This window comes from Prauserella cavernicola, from assembly GCF_016595675.1.
GTDB lineage: Bacteria > Actinomycetota > Actinomycetes > Mycobacteriales > Pseudonocardiaceae > Prauserella_A > Prauserella_A cavernicola.
This window is the reverse complement of record NZ_JAENJH010000011.1, coordinates 114078-132048: the sequence shown is the minus strand read 5'-3', so window position 1 is coordinate 132048 and position 17971 is coordinate 114078. Positions and strand designations below refer to the sequence as shown.

Sequence of the window (17971 nt, the reverse complement as noted above, 5' to 3'; positions counted from 1 at the left end):
CCGTCGCACTGTGGCCCCCGCGTCCGCAGAGTGCGCCGAGTCCCGCACCACGTCAACGAGCGGATTTTCAGCCGCGCCCCAGAAACGGCATCGCGGTGGCGGTGAGCGTCAGGAACCCGACGTTGGCCGACAGCGGCAGCGCGGCCATGTGCAGCACCGCCTCGGCCACGTGGGCGACGTCGAACGTCGGCTCCGGCCGGATCGAGCCGTCGGCCTGCCTGGCCCCGGTCGCGATTCCCGCGGTCAGCTCCGTCGCCGCGTTGCCGATGTCGATCTGTCCACACGCGACGTCGAAGGCCCTGCCGTCGAGCGAGATCGACTTGGTGAGCCCCGTGACCGCGTGCTTGGTCGCCGAGTACGCCACGGTCTCGGGCCGGGGCGCGTGCGCCGAGATGGAGCCGTTGTTGATGATCCGCCCGCCCCGGGGCTCCTGCTCCTTCATCAGCCGCACCGCGTGGTGGGCGCAGAGGAACATGCCCGTCAGGTTCACGTCCACGGTCCGGCGCCAGTCCTCGACCGACAGCGTGTCGACCGAGCCGGGCGCGCCGAAGGTGCCCGCGTTGTTCACCAGCACGTCGACCCGGCCCCACCGCTGACGCACGGCGGCGAACAGGGCGGCCACGGCGTCGTCGTCGGTGACGTCGGTGGGCACGACCAGCGCCCGCTCAGAACCCACCGCGCCCTCGGCGGTCTCGCGCAGGGGTTCGGGGCGCCTGCCGGCGAGTGCCACCCGGTAGCCGTCGGCGAGCATCGCCCGCGCCACGCTCCTGCCGATCCCGCTGCCCGCCCCCGTCACCACTGCCACGCGCTCGTGAGTCATGCAGCGTTCTTACCGCATGCCTCGATCGCTCAGAACCAGTCGTCGGGGCGCGGCCAGGTGAACAGCTCGCCCACCGCCTCGGTCTCGGTGACCGTGTAGCGGCCCCGGTAGAACAGCAGCGGCCGGGCGCCGGAGTCCTCGCCGAGCGCGGTGACCCTGCCGATGACGACGTAGTGGTCGCCCGCCTCGTGCACGGCCTCCAGATCGCAGTCGATCCACGTCAGCGCGCCGGTGAGCAGCGGCGCGCCGCTCGGTGCCCTGCTCCAGTCCACGGCGTCGAACTTGTCGGCGCCGCGCGCCCCGAACGTCACGCTCACGTCGCGCTGCCCGCCGGACAGCACGCTCACCGCGAACCGGCCTGCCCGCTCGATCACCGGCCACGTGCGCGAGGTCCTGGCCGGGCAGAACAGCACGAGTGGCGGGTCGAGTGAGAGCGCCGCGAACGACTGGCACGCGAAGCCGACGGGCTCGTCGCCGTCGCACGCGGTCACCACGGCCACGCCCGTGCAGAAGTGCCCGAGCACCGAGCGGAACCGTGCCGGGTCGAGCGTCACCGACGTCATTGCCCGTGCGCCCCGACGGAGAAGTCGTGGCCCCACAGGCTCACGGCCGTGCTCTCGCGCGCGATCCACGCCTCGTCGTCGACCTGCCTGCCCTCGCAGCCGAACTCGACGTCGAACCCGCCGGGCGTCTTCATGTAGAACGACAGCATCAGGTCGTTGACGTGCCTGCCCAGTGTCGCCGACATCGGCACCTTGCGGCGCAGCGCGCGGTCGAGACACAGGCCCACGTCGTCGGTGTTCTCCACCTCCACCATCAGGTGCACGATCCCGCTCGGCGTGGGCATCGGCAGGAACGCGAGGCTGTGGTGGCGTGGGTTGCAGCCGAAGAACCGCAGCCACGCCGGATCGCCGTCGGCCGGCCTGCCGACGAGCTGCGGCGGCAGGCGCATCGAGTCGCGCAGCCGGAAGCCGAGCACGTCGCGGTAGAACCGCAGCGCCGCATCGTCGTCGTGGGTGGAGAGCACCACGTGGCCGAGGCCCTGCTCGCCGGTGACGAACCGGTGCCCGTACGGGCTGACGACCCGGCGGTGCTGCAGGGCGACGCCGTGGAAGACCTCGAGCGTGTTGCCGGAGGGGTCGTCGAAGGTGATCAGCTCGTAGACCCCGCGGTCGGCCTTCTGCTCGGCGGTGCCCTCCTTGAAGGGCACGTCGTGCGCGGCCAGGCGCTGCCGCACCTCCTCCAGCTCGGCGGCGTTGGCGGCCTCCCAGCCCACCTGCGCGAGCCGGTCGCTGTCGCCGGGCGCGATCACCAGGCGCGCGGGGAAGTCGTCCATCCGCAGGTAGAGCGCGTCGGGGTCGGTGCCCGTGCCCTCGACCATGCCGAGCACCTTGAGTCCGTACTCGCGCCACGCGGCCATGTCGGTGGCCTCGATGCGCAGGTAGCCGAGTGAGCGAATACCCATCAGTCGTCCTTCAGAAAGTCGATGGCCAGCCTGTTGAACTCGTCGAACTTCTCCAGCTGCGCCCAGTGCCCGCACCGGCCGAACACGTGCAGCTGCGCGCGCGGGATCGTCTTGAGCGCCAGCAGAGCGCCATCGAGCGGGTTCACCCGGTCCTCGCGGCCCCACACCAGCAGCACGCGCTGACGCAGCCGGTGCGCCTCCCGCCACAGCAGGCCCTGTTCGTAGGTCTCGGGCCGCGCGAACGAGGCGCCCATCGCGGCCATCGCGGCCAGCGACTCCGGCGTGTTCGCCGCGGCGAAGCGCTCGTCGACGAGCTCGTCGGTGATCAGCGACTGGTCGTGCACCATCACGCGCAGGAACGCCTCGAGCCGCTCACGGCTGGGCGCCCCGCCGAACTTCGCGAGGTTCTTCACACCCTCGGTGGGATCGGGCGCGAAGACGTTGAGGCTCAGCCCGCCCGGCCCCATCAGCACCAGCCTGCCCGCGCGGTCGGGGTGGTCGAGCGCGAGCCGCACCGCCGCTCCCCCGCCGAGTGAGTTGCCGACGAGGTGGGCCTTCTCGATGCCGAGCGCGTCCATCAGCCCGACGACGGCGTGCGCGCTGTGCGTGAAGTACTGCGGATGGTCGGTCGGTTTGCCGGAGCGGCCGAATCCTGGCTGGTCGACCGCGAGTGTGCGGAAGGACTTGCCGAACACCCCGAGGTTGCGGGAGAAGTTGCTCCACGCCGAGGCACCGGGACCGCCGCCGTGCAACAGGATCACGGTCTCGGCGTGCTCGGCGCCCGCCTCGTGGTAGTGCAGCCGCAGCCCTGGCCGGGCCTCGACGTAGGAACCCTCGGTCATGCTCACACCATCGCGTTCTCGACGGGCAGCCCGAAGGCGCCGGTGCCGAACATCGTGTAGGCCCGCTCGGGATCGTTGGCGGCGTGCACGCGCCCGGCGTGGGCGTCGCGCCAGAACCGCTGGATCGGCGTGCCCGCCCGCAGCGCGCGGCCGCCGGAGTTCTCGAAGAGCCGGTCGATTGCGCTGATCGCACGCTCGGTGCCGCGCACCTGGTCGCGCCGCACCCGCAGTCGCGTCGCGAACGGAAGTTTCCCGCCCTCGCAGGCGATCTGGTACAGCTCGTCGATGTTGTGGGTCAGCTGCAGCCACGCGGCGTCGATCTCGCTGGCGGCCTCGGCGATCCGCACCTTCGCGAACGGGTCCTCTTTGGACTGCTCACCCATGTAGGAGGCTCGCACGCGCTGGCGCTGGTACTCCACGTGGGCGTCGTAGGCGCCCTGGGCCATCCCGATGATCGGCGCCGTGATGGTGCTGGGGTGCACCGAGCCGTACGGCAGCCGGTACAGCGGCCCCGGGTTCACCTCCTGGCCCGGCGTCCGGCACTTCGACGTCGCGACGAAGCTCAGCGCGCGGTGCTGGGGCACGAACACGTCGTCGACGGCCACGTCGTTGCTCCCGGTACCGCGCAGGCCCACGGTGTCCCAGACGTCCTCGATCGCGTAGTCGGCGATCGGCAGCAGGTAGGTGCAGAAGTCCACCGGCTTGCCGTCGGCGTCGAACGCGGGAGCGCCGAGCAGGACCCACCTCGCGTGGTCGCAGCCCGAGGAGAAGCTCCACTTGCCGGAGAGCCGGTAGCCCCCGTCCACGACCGTCGCCTTGCCCATCGGCGCGTACGACGACGAGATCCGCGTGTCCAGGTCGTCGGCCCAGACCTCCCGCTGTGCCTCGGCGTCGAAGAGCGCGACGTGCCAGGGATGCACGCCGAGGATCGACGCGACCCAGCCGGTGGAGCCACACGCGCTCGCGATGAGCTTGACGGCCGTGTAGAAGGTCACCGGGTCGGCCTCGTAGCCGCCGTAGGGCTTGGGCTGCAGCAGTTTGAAGAAACCGGTCTCCTGCAGGGCCTTGATCGACGCGTCGGGAATTCGGCGTGCGTCCTCGGCCTCCTGCGCGCGCTCGCGCAGGACGGGCAGCAGTTCCCCGATCCCGGCGATCACCGCGTGGGTGCCCTGCTCGCTCATACCTGCCTCGTTCCTGGTCACGAACCCGTGCGGGTCTACCTGGTCTGACGTAGCCAAGACTAGAACACGTTCTCGTTTTTGTCACCCCGACACGGCCAGTCCCGCCCTTCTTCCTGAGAACACACAATCCGCGAGCGAGAGGCCACTGACGTAGGAACTGGAACAGATTCCCACCGCGGTGCGTCCCGCCGCGTACAGCCCGGCGATCGGCGCGCCCTCGCCGTCCCGAACCTGACCGGTGTCCTCGTCCACGACGAGCCCGCCGAGCGTCAGCATCGGGCACGGGTACCCGATGTTCGGCCGGATCGAGAGGTCCACGAGCGAGTACGGTGGCGTCGCGAGCGGCGCCACGAACTCGGCGGGCTTGCCCAGCGGGTCGGCGTCGTCGGCCCGATAGGCACGCACTGACTCGACCAGGCCGTCGGGGTCGACACCCGCCTTGCGCGCGACCTCGGCGAGCGAACCGGCGCTCACCCGGCCCCGGCGCAGCAGGAAGACCGTCTGCAGCCACTGGAACCACTGGCTCTCCCCGCGCACCCCGGCACGCGCCCTGCGCACGATCTCGTCGTCGACGAGCAGCCAGCCCCTGCCCTGGTGCGCGTGGATCATGGCCTCGCCGATCGCCGCGCCGTAACGGGACTCGTCGATGAACCGCCCGCCGTCGGGCCCCACGAGGATTCCGCCGAGGAACGCACTGGGCGGGGTGAGGAACCGCCACGCCGAGACCTTGTCCAGCGCGGCGGTCGCCGCACCGGCTCCGGTGCCGAGCCGCAGGCCCGAGCCGTCGTCCCCGGCCGTCCCGAGCGGCAGCCCGCCGCGGTAGGCGGGGGCGTGCTCGCGCACCAGCGCGCGGTTCGCGATGAAGCCGCCCGCGGCGAGCACCACGGCGCGGCGCGCCGTCAGCGCGGCCTCGCGCGCGTACCGCCGCTCGATCCGCTCGACGCCGCGCTGCAGCACCCGGCGGAGCGCGGGCACGTAGATCCCCGGCTTCGCGGAGAGCCCGCCCAGCAGGCGATGGGCCCCGCGCGCCCAGCGCGGCGCGTCGCGCAGCGTCCGCACCCGCACGCCGGTGACCGCGCCGTCCTCGGTCATCAGCTCGTACGCGGTCGTGCGCGGCAGCACCCGCACGCCCCGGGCCTTCGCCGCACCGGCGAGGCCAGCGAAGAGCACCTTGCCGGAGGTGCCGCGCCCACGGGCCCGGTGCCCGCGCGCGGCTGGCTTGGCGGCGTCGCGGAACCCGCCCGCCGACTCACTGCCGGAGTAGTAGAGGTAGTAGTCGTTGTTCGGGTAGGAGGTCTTGACCGGGCACAGGCTGCCCTCGAAGGGCACGCCGCGCTGCTCCAGCCACGTGACCATCTCCGGGCTGGAGTCGCAGAAGCGGCGCAGCGTCCGCTCCGACACGGCGTCGCCGACCTCCAGCCGGAGGTAGTCGAACATCGCGTCGGCCGAGTCGTCCACGCCCGCGTCGCGCTGCTGCACGGTGCCTCCGCCCGCGTAGACGATGCCGCCGCTGAGCGCGCTCGCCCCTCCCCCGCCGAAGCGGTCGAGCACCAGTACCTCGACGCCCGCCTCGGCGGCCTCGATGGCCGCGCACGCGCCGGCGGCGCCGAATCCAACGACAATCACATCCGCATGACCGCTCACGACGACTACCCTAGAACTGAAACACGTTCTCGTCTATCGTGACCGAAGCGCCGTCAACCAGCGGCGCAGTCGCCTATAACGTGTTCCAGGAGGTGGCATGGCAGGGGACGCCGACCGCTCCGCGGAGTTCGACGTCGCCGTGGTGGGCAGCGGAGCCGCGGGGATGACCGCGGCGCTGGCCGCCGCCCACGAGGGTCTCGACGTCGTCGTGCTGGAGAAGGCCGCGTGCTTCGGCGGTTCCACCGCCCGCTCCGGCGGCGGTGTCTGGATTCCCGGCAACGAGGCGCTGCGCGCGGCGGGCGTCACCGACACCCCCGAGGACGCGCGCCGCTACCTCGAGTCGATCGTCGGCGACGTCGTGCCCGCCGAGCGCAGGCAGGCCTTTCTCGACCACGGCCCCGACGTGGTCGCGTTCGTGCACGAGCACACCCCACTGCGGCTGCGCTGGGTGCGCGACTACTCCGACTACCACCCCGAGGCCCCCGGCGGACGGCCCGGCGGGCGCTCCGTCGAGCCCGCCCCGCTCGACGGCAAGGTCCTCGGCGCCGAGCTCGCCCACCTCGAACCGCCCTACAGCGCGCCGCCCCTCGGCGTGCCGATCACGCAGGCGGACTTCCGCTGGCTGAGCCTGCTGGCCCGCCACCCGCGCGGGCTCGCCCGGCTGGTCGCGCTCGGGCTGCGCTGGCTCAGGGGCAGGCTCACCGGACAACGGCTGCTGTCGATGGGCCAGGCGCTCTCCGCGGGACTGCGCGCCGGGTTGCAGCGCGCCGACGTGCCCGTCTGGCTGTCCACGCCGATGACCGGCCTGCGCACCCAGGACGGAGTGGTCACCGGCGTGCTCGTCGACTCCGGCGGCGAGGAGCTGCTCGTGCGCGCCCGCCTCGGCGTCGTGCTCGCCTCCGGCGGGTTCGAGCACAACGAGCAGCTGCGCCAGAAGTACCAGCGGCAGCCCATCGGCACACAGTGGACGGTCGGAGCCGTCGGCAACACCGGCGACGGCATCACCGAGGGACTGCGGCTCGGCGCGGGTGTGGACCTGATGGACGACGCGTGGTGGGGGCCGTCGCTGCCGCTCACCGGGGGGCCGTGGTTCGCCCTCGCCGAGCGCTCCCGGCCCGGCTGCGTCATGGTCAACGCCCGCGGCGAGCGCTTCGTCAACGAGTCCGCGCCCTACGTGGAGGCCGTGCACGCGATGTACGGCCCCGGCGACGGACCCGCGCACAACATCCCGACCTGGCTGGTGTTCGACCAGCGCTACCTCAACCGCTACATGTTCACCGGCCTCGGCCCGCGCCAGCCGCTGCCCGGCCGCTGGTTCAAGGCGGGCGTCGCCGCGAAGTCCTCGACGCTGGAGGGACTCGCGGAGCGGATCGACGTCCCCGCCGACGCGCTGGCCGCCACCGTCCAGCGGTTCAACGGCTTCGCCCGCCGGGGCGTCGACGAGGACTTCGGCCGCGGCGCGAGCGCCTACGACCACTACTACGGCGACCCGCGCACCAGGCCCAACCCGAGCCTCGGCGCACTGGAGCGGGCACCGTTCTACGCGGTGAGGATCGTGCCCGGCGACCTCGGCACCAAGGGTGGTCTGGTCACCGACGTGCACGCGCGCGTCCTGCGCGAGGACGGCACCCCGATCGACGGCCTGTACGCGGCGGGCAACACCAGCGCCGCCGTGATGGGCCGCACCTACGCGGGACCCGGCGCGACGATCGGGCCCGCGATGGTCTTCGGATACCTTGCGGCACGCCATCTCGCCGCACAGAATCGAGCACAGCCCACGGCACGACACGCTGGAGGTCCGCAATGACGCAGGCAGCCGTTCGCACGATCGACGCGGGCGCACCGCCCACCCGATTCGCCCGCGGCTGGCACTGCCTCGGGCTCGCGGACACCTTCAAGGACGGCAAACCCCACGCCATCACCGCGTTCGGCACCAAGCTCGTGGTGTTCCAGGGCGAGGACGGCGAGGTGCACGTCCTCGACGGCTACTGCAGGCACATGGGCGGCGACCTCACCCAGGGCAGCGTCAAGGGCAACGAGATCGCGTGCCCGTTCCACGACTGGCGCTGGGCGGGCAACGGCAAGTGCGTCTCGATCCCCTACGCCAAAAGGGTTCCACTGCGAGCGCGCACGCGGTCGTGGCTCACGCTCGAGGAGAACAAGCAGCTGTTCGTGTGGCACGACCCGGAGGGCAACCCGCCGCCGGACGACATCGTGATCCCGCGCATCGACGGCGTCTTCAACGGCGAGTGGAGCAACTGGACGTGGGACTCGGTGCTCATCGAGGGCGCCAACTGCCGCGAGATCGTGGACAACGTCGTGGACATGGCCCACTTCTTCTACATCCACTTCGCGTTCCCGACCTACTTCAAGAACGTCTTCGAGGGCCACGTCGCCACGCAGTACCTCAACACCAAGGGCCGCCCCGACGTCGGCATGGCCTCCAACTACGGCGGCGAGGAGAACCTGCTGCGCTCCGAGGCCTCGTACTTCGGCCCCTCGTACATGATCAACACGCTGCTCAACACCTACAACGGCCTCGAGATCGAGAACGTGCTGATCAACTGCCACTACCCCGTCTCAGAGAACTCGTTCGTGCTGCAGTGGGGCGTGATCGTCAAGAAGCTGCCCGGTGTCTCCGACGAGCAGGCCGACAAGATCGCGGGCAAGTTCGCCAAGGGCATCGGGGTCGGGTTCCTGCAGGACGTGGAGATCTGGCGGAACAAGACGCCCATCGACAACCCGCTGCTGTGCGAGGAGGACGGGCCGGTGTACCAGCTGCGCCGCTGGTACGACCAGTTCTACGTCGACGCGGCCGACGTCACCGACGACATGACGCAGCGCTTCGAGTTCGAGGTCGACACCACGCGCGCCAACGAGGTGTGGGAGCGGGAGGTCGCCGACAACCTGGCGCGTCAGCAACAGGAAGCCGGGGTGTCGTAGTGCGCGCCGAGACGCTGGCCGACCGCGACGACTTCCTCACCGCCAGGCTGGTCCCCGTGGCGTGTCGCTCGTGCGACACGACGGTGCTGGCGAAGAAGAACAGCCCGGCGCACACGAGCATCCAGTGGACCACCGACGCGGCCACCAGCTGCCCCGTGTTCGCCGCGCGGGTCGCCGAGGGCGCACACCCCGCGCTGCTCGACTCGTGCGAGAAGCTGGGCGAGAGCATCGACGAGGCGGCCAGGGAAGGCACCTTCGCCCATGACTGAGGTGCGATCGATGCGCCTGCGGGTGTCCACTGTGGTCGCCGAGACCGCCGAGGCGTGCTCGGTGGTGTTCGACGCCGACCTGGACTACCGGCCGGGGCAGTTCCTCACCGTGCGCGTCCCCAGCGACGAGTGCGGCTCGGTGGCACGCTGCTACTCGCTGTCGAGCTCGCCCAGCACCGGCGAGGCCCCGCAGGTCACGGTGAAGCGCGACGGCTACGCGTCCCACTGGATCTGCGATCACGTCACCGAGGGCACCGAACTGGAGGTGCTGCCGCCGAGCGGGCTGTTCACCCCGGCCTCGCTCGACGCCGACCTCGCACTGTTCGCGGCGGGCAGCGGGATCACTCCCGTGCTCTCGATCGTCAAGTCCGTGCTCGCCGCGGGACGCGGCGCGGTCACGCTCGTCTACGCCAACCGCGACGAGCGCTCGGTGATCTTCGCCGACGCGCTGCGCGAGCTCGCGCTCGCCCATCCCGGCAGGCTCACGGTGGTGCACTGGCTGGAGACGCTGCAGGGCCTGCCGGACCCGGAGCGGCTGCGGGTACTCGCCGCGCCGCTCGCCGATCGCGAGGCGTTCGTGTGCGGCCCCCGCCCGTTCATGGCGGCGGTCACCACCGCGCTGGGCGAGCTGGGCGTGCCCCGCTCGCGCGTGCACGTGGAGAAGTTCGTCTCGCTGGAGGGAAACCCCTTCGAGGCGGTGGCGGACGAGGCATCCGCCGGGGACGAGGCCGGGGAGGAGCCCACGGCGCTGGCGGTCTCGCTCGACGGCCGGGAGCACGCGTTCGCGTGGCCGCGCAGGCGCAGGCTGCTGGACCTGCTGCTCGACTCCGGTCTCGACGCGCCGTACTCGTGCCGCGAGGGTCAGTGCAGCGCGTGCGCCTGCCGGATCGTCTCCGGCGAGGTGAAGATGCTGAACAACGACGTGCTCGACTCCGACGACATCGCCGAGGGCATCGTGCTGGCCTGTCAGTCGCTGCCGCTCACCGACGAGGTCACGATCAGCTACGAGTGAGGGAGTTCCTTTCGTGCCCATCGACGCCGACACCGCCATCGGGGCCGACCTCGGCGAGACGTCGTTCGCCTGGACCTCGTCCGACGTGCTGCTCTACCACCTGGCACTGGGCGCGGGCGCGGATCCCGGCGACGAGCGCGAGCTGCGCTACGCCTACGAGCGTGACCTGCGGGTGCTGCCGAGCTTCGCCACCGTGGCCCCCAACCTGCGTGTGTTCTCCCCGCCCGCGGTGACGTTTCCCGGTATCGACGTGGACCTGGCCAGGGTCGTGCACGGCACCCAGGAGGTGGTGCTGCACCGGCCGATTCCCGTCGAGGGCGCGGCGAGGGGCCGCTCCCGCATCGTCGACGTGCTCGACAAGGGCAAGGCCGCGGTGATCATCTCGGAGCTGGAGGTCCGCTCCGAGTCCGGTGATCCACTGTGGACGTCGCGGTCGAGCATCTTCGCCCGCGGCGAGGGCGGCTTCGGTGGCAGGCGCGGCACCTCCGACCGCGTGGAGCCGCCAGGCCGGGAGCCCGACGTCGTGCTCGACACCCCGACCCTGCCGCAGCAGGCGCTGCTCTACCGGCTCTGCGGCGACCGCAACCCGCTGCACGCCGACCCGGAGTTCGCGAGGGCCGCCGGGTTCGACGCGCCGATCCTGCACGGCCTGTGCACCTACGGAGTCGTTGCCAAGGCCGTCACCGACGCGCTGCTCGACGCGGACGTGACGCGGGTCGGGTCGTGGTCGGCGAAGTTCGCCGGCATCGTGCTGCCCGGCGAGCCGCTGCGCACCCGCGTCTGGCGCGAGGGCACGCGCCTGCTCGTCATCACCACGGCCCCCGAGCGCGACGACGCGCCCGTGCTCTCCGACGCGGTGCTGACCGAAGCCGGGTGAATTTTCACAGGCCTGCTCAGAGCGCCGCCGCGAACAGGTAACCCATGCCCAGCCCCATCACGACGCGGCAGAGGGTGCGCGAGCCGAAGCCCTCGGGCAGCGACGCCGCCGCACCGCCGCGCACCGTGTGCAGCGCGCGCACCCCGGCCCGCACGCCGTCGACGGCGAAGTACACCGCGGCGAGCACGGCCACCACCGGCCACGCGAGGCTCGCCGGGTCGTCTCCCGCGACCATGGTGGGCCACGTCCCGTGCCCGCCATGCGGCATCGCCGTGAGCATGTAGAGCATCGCCACGGCCGAGAGCGCGTGGTGCAGGTCGCAGCCGCGGCACACCCCTTCCGCGCGGCGGCCGCGCACGGCGCCGACCAGGAACCAGCCCGCCGTGAGCAGGAACAGCGCCTGCCAGCCGGGTACGGGCACGGGCGCGCCGACCGGCGACACCATGGCGACCATCGCCAGCGTCATCAGCAGCGCGGCGAGGTCGATCTGGCGCACGCCGCCGCCGAGGCGGACGTAGTCGAGCCGGACGAGGCGCAGCACGCAGGGCAGGGTGAGCAGCAGAAAGGCCCCCGTCAGCAGCCACGCCACGCTTCCCGGAATCCCCATCGCCACCTCACTCGCCGCGCCGTGGGTCCACGGTGGCACGCGCGCGAGCGCAAGCCAAGAGTCGCCCGGGTGAGGTAGCCGGCTCAGTCGGCGGAGAGGACCAGTCCGCTCGTGGGCACCCCGGTGCCGGCGGTGACCACGACGGTGCGGGCGCCGGCGACCTGGTTCACCGCGGTGCCGCGCACCTGCCGCACGGCCTCGGCGATGCCGTTCATGCCGTGGATGTAGGCCTCGCCCAGCTGGCCGCCGTGGGGGTTCAACGGCAGCGACCCGTCCAGTTCGAGCTCGCCGCCGGCCACCAGGTCCCCGGCCTCTCCACGGCCGCAGAAGCCCAGCTCCTCCAGCTGCATGAGCACGTACGGGGTGAAGTGGTCGTAGAGCACCGCGACGTCCACATCGGAGTGCTCGAGCCCGGACTGACGCCAGAGCTGCCTGCCCACGACACCCATCTCGGGCAGCGCGGCGAGATCGTCGCGGTAGTAGCTGGTCATCGTGTACTGGTCGGGCCCGCTGCCCTGCGCGGCGGCCGCGACCACCACCGGTGGCCGGGCGAGATCGCGGGCACGCTCGGCACTGGTGACCACCAGGGCCACCCCGCCGTCGCTCTCCTGGCAGCAGTCGAGCAGGTGCAGCGGCTCGGCGACCCAGCGGGAGGCCTGGTGCTGCTCCAGCGTGATGGGCTTGCCGTGGAACCAGGCGTTCGGGTTGGTCGCGGCGTGTTTGCGGTCGAGCACCGCGACCCGGCCGAAGTCCTCGCTCGTGGCGCCGTAGGTGTGCAGGTAGCGCTGCGCCACCATCGCGACGGTCGCAGCGGGCGTGGCCAGGCCCATCGGATAGTGGAACGCGTTGTCCACGCCCGAGGTGTTCACCTGCTGCGCCGCCGCCGACGACACCTGCCCGAAGCGCTGCCCGGAGCGCTCGTTGAACGCGCGGTAGGCCACCACCACGTCGGCGACCCCGCTCGCCACGGCCATCGCCGCCTGCTGCACGGTCGCCGCGGCCGCGCCGCCGCCGTAGTGCACGCGGCTGAAGAACGTCAGCTCCGGGATGCCGAGCTCGCGCGCCACGGCGATCTCGGCGTTGCCGTCCATCGTGAACGTGACCAGTCCGTCCACATCGGCTGGTGTCAGCCCCGCGTCCGCGAGCGCGGCGCGCACGGCCTCCGCCGCCAGCCGCAGCTCACTGCGCCCGGAGTCCTTGGAGAACTCGGTGGCGCCGATGCCCGCGATCGCCGCCCTGCCCGCCAGGCCCGTCACGACGCGCCGCCCGGCAGCAGCACCCGCACCGTGCCCGTGACGTGGTCGCCCAGGTCGCCGGTGGCCGTCACGGCGATCTCGGCCTCGTCGCCGTCGACGTCGGAGACGAGGCCGGTGACGTGACCGGTGAAGGTGAGCGTGTCGTAGGCGTAGCAGGGCACGCCGAGCCGGATCCTGATCGAGCGCACGAGAGCCTCCGGGCCCGCCCAGTCGGTGACGAAGCGCTGCACCAGGCCGGTGTCGGTGAGGATGTTGAGGAAGATGTCCTTCGAGCCGCGTTCCACCGCGGCGTCGCGGTCGTGGTGCACGTCCTGGAAGTCGCGCGTGGCCAGCGCGGTGCTCACCACGAACGTCGGCGTGGCCTCGATGGTCAGCGGTGGCAGTTCGGTGCCGGGGGTGACGGTCATGGGCGCACCTTCCACGCGGGCAGGGTCAGCTCGTCGTCGACGCGCAGGAACGCCGCCTCGACGGGAAGCCCGATGTGGACCTGTTCCGGGTCCGCGTCGAGCAGCTCGCCGAGCACGCGCACACCCTCGTCGAGTTCCACGAGCGCGACCACGAACGGCAACGTCTTGCCCGGCACCTGCGGGTGGTGGTGCACCAGGTAGCTGTAGACGGTGCCGGTTCCAGCGGCCACGACGTAGTCCGGTTCGGCGGAGAGATCGCCGTCAGGCGGCATCGGGCCCGGCGGGTGACGCAGCGTCTCGCCCCAGCGCTGGATGCGCAGCTCGCCCTTGCGGGTGCCCTCCCAGAAGAACTCCGTGTCCCGGCTGATCACCGGCCGCAGCACGGCGCCGGGGTCGGGCACGGTCCCTGGCCGGGCGGCGGGGCTGAACTTGAGGATGCGGAAGAGCATCTCGGCCACGGCCTCGTCGCCGACGTACCAGGTGGTTCTGGTGGTGACGAACCAGCCCTCGCCCAGCGCGGTGCGCTTGGGGCCGGTGACGTCCTCGAGCACGATGGAGGACGACACGTGCTCGCCCGGCCGCAGGTAGCGGTGGTAGGTCTGCTCGGAGTTGGTCGCCACCACCGACGTGTAACCCGCGTCGTCCAGTATCGCGATCATGGCGCCGAGCGGATCGTCGGTCGCGCGGGCGCCGTGCAGGCCAGCCATCGACCACACCTGCGCCATCGCGGGCGGCGCGACGAGTCCACCGTGGACGGAGCGCTCGGCGAACTCCGGGTCGGTGTAGACCGGGTTGGTGTCGCCCAGTGCCTCCGCCCAGTTGTTGACCATCGCCTGGTTCACCGGGTCGCGGGAGAGCCTGCGTCGCGAGGGCCCCTTGTCGGCGATCCGCCGCGCCGCGGCGGTGATGTCGGTGATGTCGGTGACGTCGGTGATGTCGCTCATCGCGGCACCCTCGGCAGTCCCAGTCCGAACATGGCGATCAGCTCCCGTTGGATCTCGTTGACGCCGCCGCCGAAGGTCAGCACCAGGTTGCGCTTGGCCAGCACGTCCAGCCACCGCGCCAGCTCGGCGGTGGCTGGCTCGGCCGGGTCGCCGTGCCTGCCGACGACCTCCTCCAGCAGCCTGCTCGCACGCTGCTGGCGATCGGAGGAGAACACCTTGGTGGCGGAGGCGTCAGCCACCGATCCCGCGTCGGAGACGGCGACCTGCCAGTTCAGCAGCTCGTTCACGCGCACCACGGCGAGCGTCTCGGCCAGCGCCCTGCGCACGTCCGGCAGCTCCAGCAGCGGGGTGCCGTCGGGGATCGTGCGGGCCGCGGCCCAGTCGCGGACGCGGTCGTAGAGCCCGCCGATGCGCCCGGCCGGCCCGAGCATCACGCGCTCGTGGTTGAGCTGAGTGGTGATGAGCTTCCAGCCCCGGTTCGGCTCGCCCACCAGGTTGGCCGCGGGCACGCGCACGTCGGAGTAGTACGTGGCGTTGACGTGGTGCGCGCCGTCGCACGTGATGATCGGCGTCCACGAGAAGCCAGGGTCGGCGGTGTCCACGATGAGGATCGAGATGCCCTTGTGCTTCGGCGCGTCCGGATCGGTGCGCACGGCGAGCCAGATGTGGTCGGCGTCGTGCGCGCCGGTGGTGAAGATCTTCTGCCCGTTGACCACGTAGTCGTCGCCGTCGCGCACGGCGGTGGTGCGCAGCGAGGCCAGGTCGGTGCCCGCCTCGGGCTCGGTGTAGCCGATGGCGAAGTGCACCTCGCCCGCCAGGATCTTCGGCAGGAACCGCGCCTTCTGCTCCTCGGTGCCGAACTGCTGCAGCGTGGGCCCGACGGTCTGCAGAGTCACCGACGGCAGCTGCACGTCGGCGCGGGCGGCCTCGTCGGCGAACAGGTGCTGCTCGACGGGGCCGAAGCCGCGGCCGCCGTACTCGACGGGCCAGCCGACGCCGAGCCAGCCGTCCCGGCCCATCCGGCGCACGATCTCGCGGAAGGTCGCGCCGTGGCGCTCGCGCAGCATCGACTCGCGTTCCTCCGGCGAGACCAGCCCGGCGAAGTAGCTGCGCAGCTCGGCCCGCAGCTCCCGCTGTGCGGCGGTGAGCTCGACGTCCATCACGCACCTCCCACGAGCGCGCCGACGCGCTCCAGCCGCGACTCCACGCCGCCGAGACCGCGCACGAGGTCCTTGACGAGCGAGGAGTAGCGGTGCAGCGGATAGGTGACGTCGAGTCCGACGCCGCCGTGCAGGTGATGACACGCCGCGAGCGCGCGGGGCGCTTGCTCGGCGAGCCAGTAGGCGGCGATGTCGAGCTCGCCATCGGGGTCGAGTCCGGCACCGAGCCGCCACACCGCGGAGGTGGCCGCGAGGTGCACGGTGCGGGAGGCGACGTAGACGTCGGCGATCTCCTGCGCCACCGCCTGGAACGTCGCGAGCGGCCTGCCGAACTGCTCGCGCGTGCCGAGGTGGCCCGTGGTGAGCGCGAGCGCGCCTGCCAGCGCGCCGTCTCCGATCGCGGCGGTGCCCGCGAGCGCGAACCGGTGCAGGGTCCGCAGCGCCCGGCCCGCGCCGGCGCTGCCGAGCAGGTCGGTGTCGGCGACGACGGCGCCGTCGAGCCGCAGCGTGTGCTCGGGTGAGCCCGACGAGGTGGGCGTGGCGGTGAGCGTGACCCCGTCACCGTGCGGGTCGACGAGGAACACGCCCGTGCCGCCGGGCAGAGTCGCGGGCACGAGCACGCGGCGCGCTGCTCCGGCGTACGGGACACCGATCTTGGTACCGGTGAGCCGCCACGCGCCGTCGTCGGCGACGGCGGTGGTGGCGGGCCGGATCGTCAGCGGGTCGGAGGGCTCGTGCAGCGCCGCGGTGAGCACGGCGCCCGACTCGGCGGCCTCGGGCAGCAGTTCCGCGCGCTGGCCCGGCGTGCCGAGCGCGCCCAGCGGCAGCACGCCGAGCGCGAGCGTGGCCAGTGCGGGTACCGGCGCGGCGACCCGGCCGGTCTCGGTGAGCACGGCGGCGACCTCGGCGACGCCGAGCCCGTCACCGCCCAGCTCGGCGGGCAGCGACAGCGCGAGCAGCCCGGCCTCGGCGAGGCCGCGCCAGGCCCGGTCGCCGTCGTCGCCTGCCTTGTCCAGCACGCCCGCGGTGAGCTCGGCGATCTCCCGCTGCGTCTCGTCGGGGGTGAAGTCCACACTGCTCCTCACGGCCAAGACTGAAACACGTTCTAGTCTTAACCACGGGAGCCGATCCGGGCAACCCCGGGATTCAGGGCCTGGCGTCGAGGAGTTCCGCGAGCGCGTCCGGGACGGCGTCGGCGAGGTGCCACAGATCTGGAACGAGTTCTCGTGCGGCGAGCAGGCCGATGTCCACGGAACCGCCCTGCGAGAGCACCGTGATGTTGAGGCCCGCGCCGTGAAAGACCGGCCCGAGCGGGTAGAGCCCCGTCACCTTCGCGCCCAGCAGGTACAGCGGCACCGGCGGGCCGGGCACGTTGGAGATCACCAAGTTGTGCACCACCGGATGCTTCTCCGCCAGGCGCAGCGCCGAGTAGGCCCGCACGGCGAGCCCGAACGTCGTCGCCGCCGCGAACTGCGCCCAGTCCTGGAGCATGTCGGCGTCGATGGCGTGGTGGTGTTCCTTCGAGAGCCGGTTGTTCTCCGCGAGCATGAACACCCGCGCCGCCGGATCGGCCAGGTGGGTGGGCAGGGAAGCGAAGAACGCCGAGATGCGGTTGCTGCCCTCCTCGCGGTCGCTGCGTTCCTGCACCGACACCGGCACGGTCGCCACCAGCGGGTCCTCCGGCAGCTCCCCGCGCTCCAGCAGGTACCGGCGCAGCGCGCCCGCGCAGATCGCCAGTACCGCGTCGTTGACCGTGACGGAGAAGGCGTTCTTGACGGCCTTCACGTCGTCCAGGCCGACCGTGGCGAACGCGACCGCGCGCTCGGCGGTGATCGTGGCGTTGAACGACGTGCGCGGTGCCGTGAACGGCGTGGCCATGCCCTTGCCCTGCAGCGAACGGCCCACCCACCGCGGCACCAGCTCGAGCAGCCCCGGCAGCAGGCGCGCGAACTCCACCGGCTTGCGCGCGACGTCGAGCGCACTGGTGCGCAGTATCGCCAGCGGGCCGGGCGGCGCCGGGTTCACCGCATCGCCGGTCCCCGGATCGGGTGGTGGCGAGTCGGGTTCGAGCCCGGCGAGGAAGGTCAGCAGGTTCGCTCCGCTGACGCCGTCCACGCTCGCGTGGTGCATCTTCGCGAACACGGCGACGCCGCCGCCGGACAGTCCTTCGAGGACATGGATCTCCCACAGCGGGCGCGAACGGTCCAGCGGCGTCCCCGCGATCCGCGCGCACACGGCGGCGAGCTGCTCCCGGCCACCGGGCGCGGGAACCTCGTCGCGGACCAGGTGCCGGTCGAGGTCGAAGTCCTCGTCCTCCACCCACACGGGATGGTTGAGATTCAGCACCGGGTTGTGCAGCCTGCGCCGGAACGCCGGGTGCAGCGCCACTCGCTCGGCCAGCCGCGTGCGCAACCGGTCGAAGCCGTAGCCACCGGGCACGGTCGACGGGTCCAGCGTCACCAGCCCGCACACGTGCAACAGCTGCGAGGACGTTTCCAGGTAGAGGAAGCTCGCATCGAGCCCGCTCAGTCGCTCCACTCGCCT

The 17971-nt window shown here is 72.0% G+C and carries 17 protein-coding genes and 1 pseudogene; 5 read left to right on the top strand and 13 right to left on the bottom strand.

The window, feature by feature from the left end; genetic code table 11:
• Nucleotides 1–67 precede the first annotated feature (67 nt).
• The 6 genes and pseudogenes from JHE00_RS30565 to JHE00_RS30540 all read right to left on the bottom strand — a co-directional run bounded on the left by JHE00_RS30565 (nt 68) and on the right by JHE00_RS30540 (nt 5952).
• The gene (locus tag JHE00_RS30565) at nt 68–820 is read right to left on the bottom strand and encodes an SDR family oxidoreductase (RefSeq protein ID WP_200324877.1); all 753 of its coding nucleotides are present in this window, start codon (nt 818–820) and stop codon (nt 68–70) included.
• A 29-nt stretch (nt 821–849) separates the two neighbouring features.
• Nucleotides 850–1383, bottom strand: a complete 534-nt coding sequence (gene hsaB / locus JHE00_RS30560) for a 3-hydroxy-9,10-secoandrosta-1,3,5(10)-triene-9,17-dione monooxygenase reductase subunit (RefSeq protein ID WP_200324875.1) — start codon at nt 1381–1383, stop codon at nt 850–852.
• Nucleotides 1380–2285 (bottom strand): iron-dependent extradiol dioxygenase HsaC, encoded by a 906-nt coding sequence (gene hsaC, locus JHE00_RS30555; protein WP_200324872.1) that lies wholly within the window; start codon nt 2283–2285, stop codon nt 1380–1382. The genes hsaB and hsaC overlap by 4 nt, the downstream gene beginning before the upstream one ends.
• Complete coding sequence (hsaD, locus tag JHE00_RS30550) at nt 2285–3127, bottom strand: 4,5:9,10-diseco-3-hydroxy-5,9,17-trioxoandrosta-1(10),2-diene-4-oate hydrolase (protein WP_200324870.1); 843 nt, start codon at nt 3125–3127, stop codon at nt 2285–2287. Before hsaD ends, hsaC begins: the two co-directional genes overlap by 1 nt.
• Before the next feature lie 2 nt (nt 3128–3129).
• Nucleotides 3130–4308, bottom strand: a complete 1179-nt coding sequence (gene hsaA, locus JHE00_RS30545; RefSeq protein WP_200324868.1) for a 3-hydroxy-9,10-secoandrosta-1,3,5(10)-triene-9,17-dione monooxygenase oxygenase subunit — start codon at nt 4306–4308, stop codon at nt 3130–3132.
• A gap of 59 nt (nt 4309–4367) precedes the next feature.
• Nucleotides 4368–5952 (bottom strand): annotated as a pseudogene (locus JHE00_RS30540) (FAD-binding protein).
• Between the two features lie 97 nt (nt 5953–6049).
• On the opposite strand from JHE00_RS30540, the gene kstD reads away from it, so the two are divergent.
• From kstD to chsH3, 5 genes are read left to right on the top strand one after another with little or no spacing between them, the layout of a single operon-like run.
• Complete coding sequence (gene kstD, locus JHE00_RS30535; RefSeq protein WP_200324864.1) at nt 6050–7759, top strand: 3-oxosteroid 1-dehydrogenase; 1710 nt, start codon at nt 6050–6052, stop codon at nt 7757–7759.
• Nucleotides 7756–8895: a 3-ketosteroid-9-alpha-monooxygenase, oxygenase component gene (locus tag JHE00_RS30530; protein WP_200324862.1), complete on the top strand. Its 1140-nt coding sequence runs from the start codon at nt 7756–7758 to the stop codon at nt 8893–8895. The genes kstD and JHE00_RS30530 overlap by 4 nt, the downstream gene beginning before the upstream one ends.
• Nucleotides 8895–9164, top strand: coding sequence for a hypothetical protein (locus JHE00_RS30525; protein ID WP_200324860.1), 270 nt, complete (start codon nt 8895–8897; stop codon nt 9162–9164). The genes JHE00_RS30530 and JHE00_RS30525 overlap by 1 nt, the downstream gene beginning before the upstream one ends.
• Nucleotides 9157–10176, top strand: coding sequence for a ferredoxin--NADP reductase (locus JHE00_RS30520; protein ID WP_200324858.1), 1020 nt, complete (start codon nt 9157–9159; stop codon nt 10174–10176). Before JHE00_RS30525 ends, JHE00_RS30520 begins: the two co-directional genes overlap by 8 nt.
• 13 nt (nt 10177–10189) lie before the next feature.
• Nucleotides 10190–11053 carry an enoyl-CoA hydratase ChsH3 gene (chsH3, locus tag JHE00_RS30515; protein WP_200324856.1) on the top strand — a complete coding sequence of 288 codons (864 nt, stop codon included), beginning with the start codon at nt 10190–10192 and terminating at the stop codon, nt 11051–11053.
• Nucleotides 11054–11069: 16 nt separating this feature from the next.
• Here the strand turns inward: chsH3 and JHE00_RS30510 are convergent, their stop codons facing one another.
• The 7 genes from JHE00_RS30510 to JHE00_RS30480 form a co-directional block, all read right to left on the bottom strand.
• The gene (locus tag JHE00_RS30510) at nt 11070–11660 is read right to left on the bottom strand and encodes a DUF5134 domain-containing protein (protein WP_200324854.1); all 591 of its coding nucleotides are present in this window, start codon (nt 11658–11660) and stop codon (nt 11070–11072) included.
• An 83-nt stretch (nt 11661–11743) separates the two neighbouring features.
• On the bottom strand, nt 11744–12916 hold the full coding sequence (locus JHE00_RS30505; protein ID WP_200324852.1) for a lipid-transfer protein: 1173 nt from the start codon (nt 12914–12916) through the stop codon (nt 11744–11746).
• Entirely contained in the window at nt 12913–13323 is a 411-nt protein-coding gene (locus JHE00_RS30500) for a MaoC family dehydratase (protein WP_200324850.1), read from the bottom strand. The genes JHE00_RS30505 and JHE00_RS30500 overlap by 4 nt, the downstream gene beginning before the upstream one ends.
• The gene (locus JHE00_RS30495) at nt 13320–14267 is read right to left on the bottom strand and encodes a bifunctional MaoC family dehydratase N-terminal/OB-fold nucleic acid binding domain-containing protein (protein ID WP_200324848.1); all 948 of its coding nucleotides are present in this window, start codon (nt 14265–14267) and stop codon (nt 13320–13322) included. Before JHE00_RS30495 ends, JHE00_RS30500 begins: the two co-directional genes overlap by 4 nt.
• Nucleotides 14264–15427: an acyl-CoA dehydrogenase family protein gene (locus tag JHE00_RS30490; RefSeq protein ID WP_200324846.1), complete on the bottom strand. Its 1164-nt coding sequence runs from the start codon at nt 15425–15427 to the stop codon at nt 14264–14266. The genes JHE00_RS30495 and JHE00_RS30490 overlap by 4 nt, the downstream gene beginning before the upstream one ends.
• Nucleotides 15427–16500, bottom strand: coding sequence for an acyl-CoA dehydrogenase family protein (locus JHE00_RS30485; protein ID WP_200325085.1), 1074 nt, complete (start codon nt 16498–16500; stop codon nt 15427–15429). Before JHE00_RS30485 ends, JHE00_RS30490 begins: the two co-directional genes overlap by 1 nt.
• Before the next feature lie 73 nt (nt 16501–16573).
• Nucleotides 16574–17965, bottom strand: a complete 1392-nt coding sequence (locus JHE00_RS30480; RefSeq protein ID WP_200324844.1) for a WS/DGAT/MGAT family O-acyltransferase — start codon at nt 17963–17965, stop codon at nt 16574–16576.
• Nucleotides 17966–17971: the final 6 nt, after the last annotated feature.

What these genes read in the sequence shown, in the direction of transcription:
- JHE00_RS30520 (WP_200324858.1), top strand. Translation starts at nt 9,157, where the DNA reads ATGACTGAGGTGCGATCGATGCGCCTGCGGGTGTCCACTGTGGTCGCC.
- hsaD (WP_200324870.1), bottom strand. Translation starts at nt 3,127, where the DNA reads ATGACCGAGGGTTCCTACGTCGAGGCCCGGCCAGGGCTGCGGCTGCAC.
- JHE00_RS30510 (WP_200324854.1), bottom strand. Translation starts at nt 11,660, where the DNA reads ATGGGGATTCCGGGAAGCGTGGCGTGGCTGCTGACGGGGGCCTTTCTG.
- JHE00_RS30500 (WP_200324850.1), bottom strand. Translation starts at nt 13,323, where the DNA reads ATGACCGTCACCCCCGGCACCGAACTGCCACCGCTGACCATCGAGGCC.
- JHE00_RS30490 (WP_200324846.1), bottom strand. Translation starts at nt 15,427, where the DNA reads ATGGACGTCGAGCTCACCGCCGCACAGCGGGAGCTGCGGGCCGAGCTG.
- JHE00_RS30565 (WP_200324877.1), bottom strand. Translation starts at nt 820, where the DNA reads ATGACTCACGAGCGCGTGGCAGTGGTGACGGGGGCGGGCAGCGGGATC.
- JHE00_RS30495 (WP_200324848.1), bottom strand. Translation starts at nt 14,267, where the DNA reads ATGAGCGACATCACCGACGTCACCGACATCACCGACATCACCGCCGCG.
- kstD (WP_200324864.1), top strand. Translation starts at nt 6,050, where the DNA reads ATGGCAGGGGACGCCGACCGCTCCGCGGAGTTCGACGTCGCCGTGGTG.
- hsaB (WP_200324875.1), bottom strand. Translation starts at nt 1,383, where the DNA reads ATGACGTCGGTGACGCTCGACCCGGCACGGTTCCGCTCGGTGCTCGGG.
- JHE00_RS30530 (WP_200324862.1), top strand. Translation starts at nt 7,756, where the DNA reads ATGACGCAGGCAGCCGTTCGCACGATCGACGCGGGCGCACCGCCCACC.
- hsaC (WP_200324872.1), bottom strand. Translation starts at nt 2,285, where the DNA reads ATGGGTATTCGCTCACTCGGCTACCTGCGCATCGAGGCCACCGACATG.
- hsaA (WP_200324868.1), bottom strand. Translation starts at nt 4,308, where the DNA reads ATGAGCGAGCAGGGCACCCACGCGGTGATCGCCGGGATCGGGGAACTG.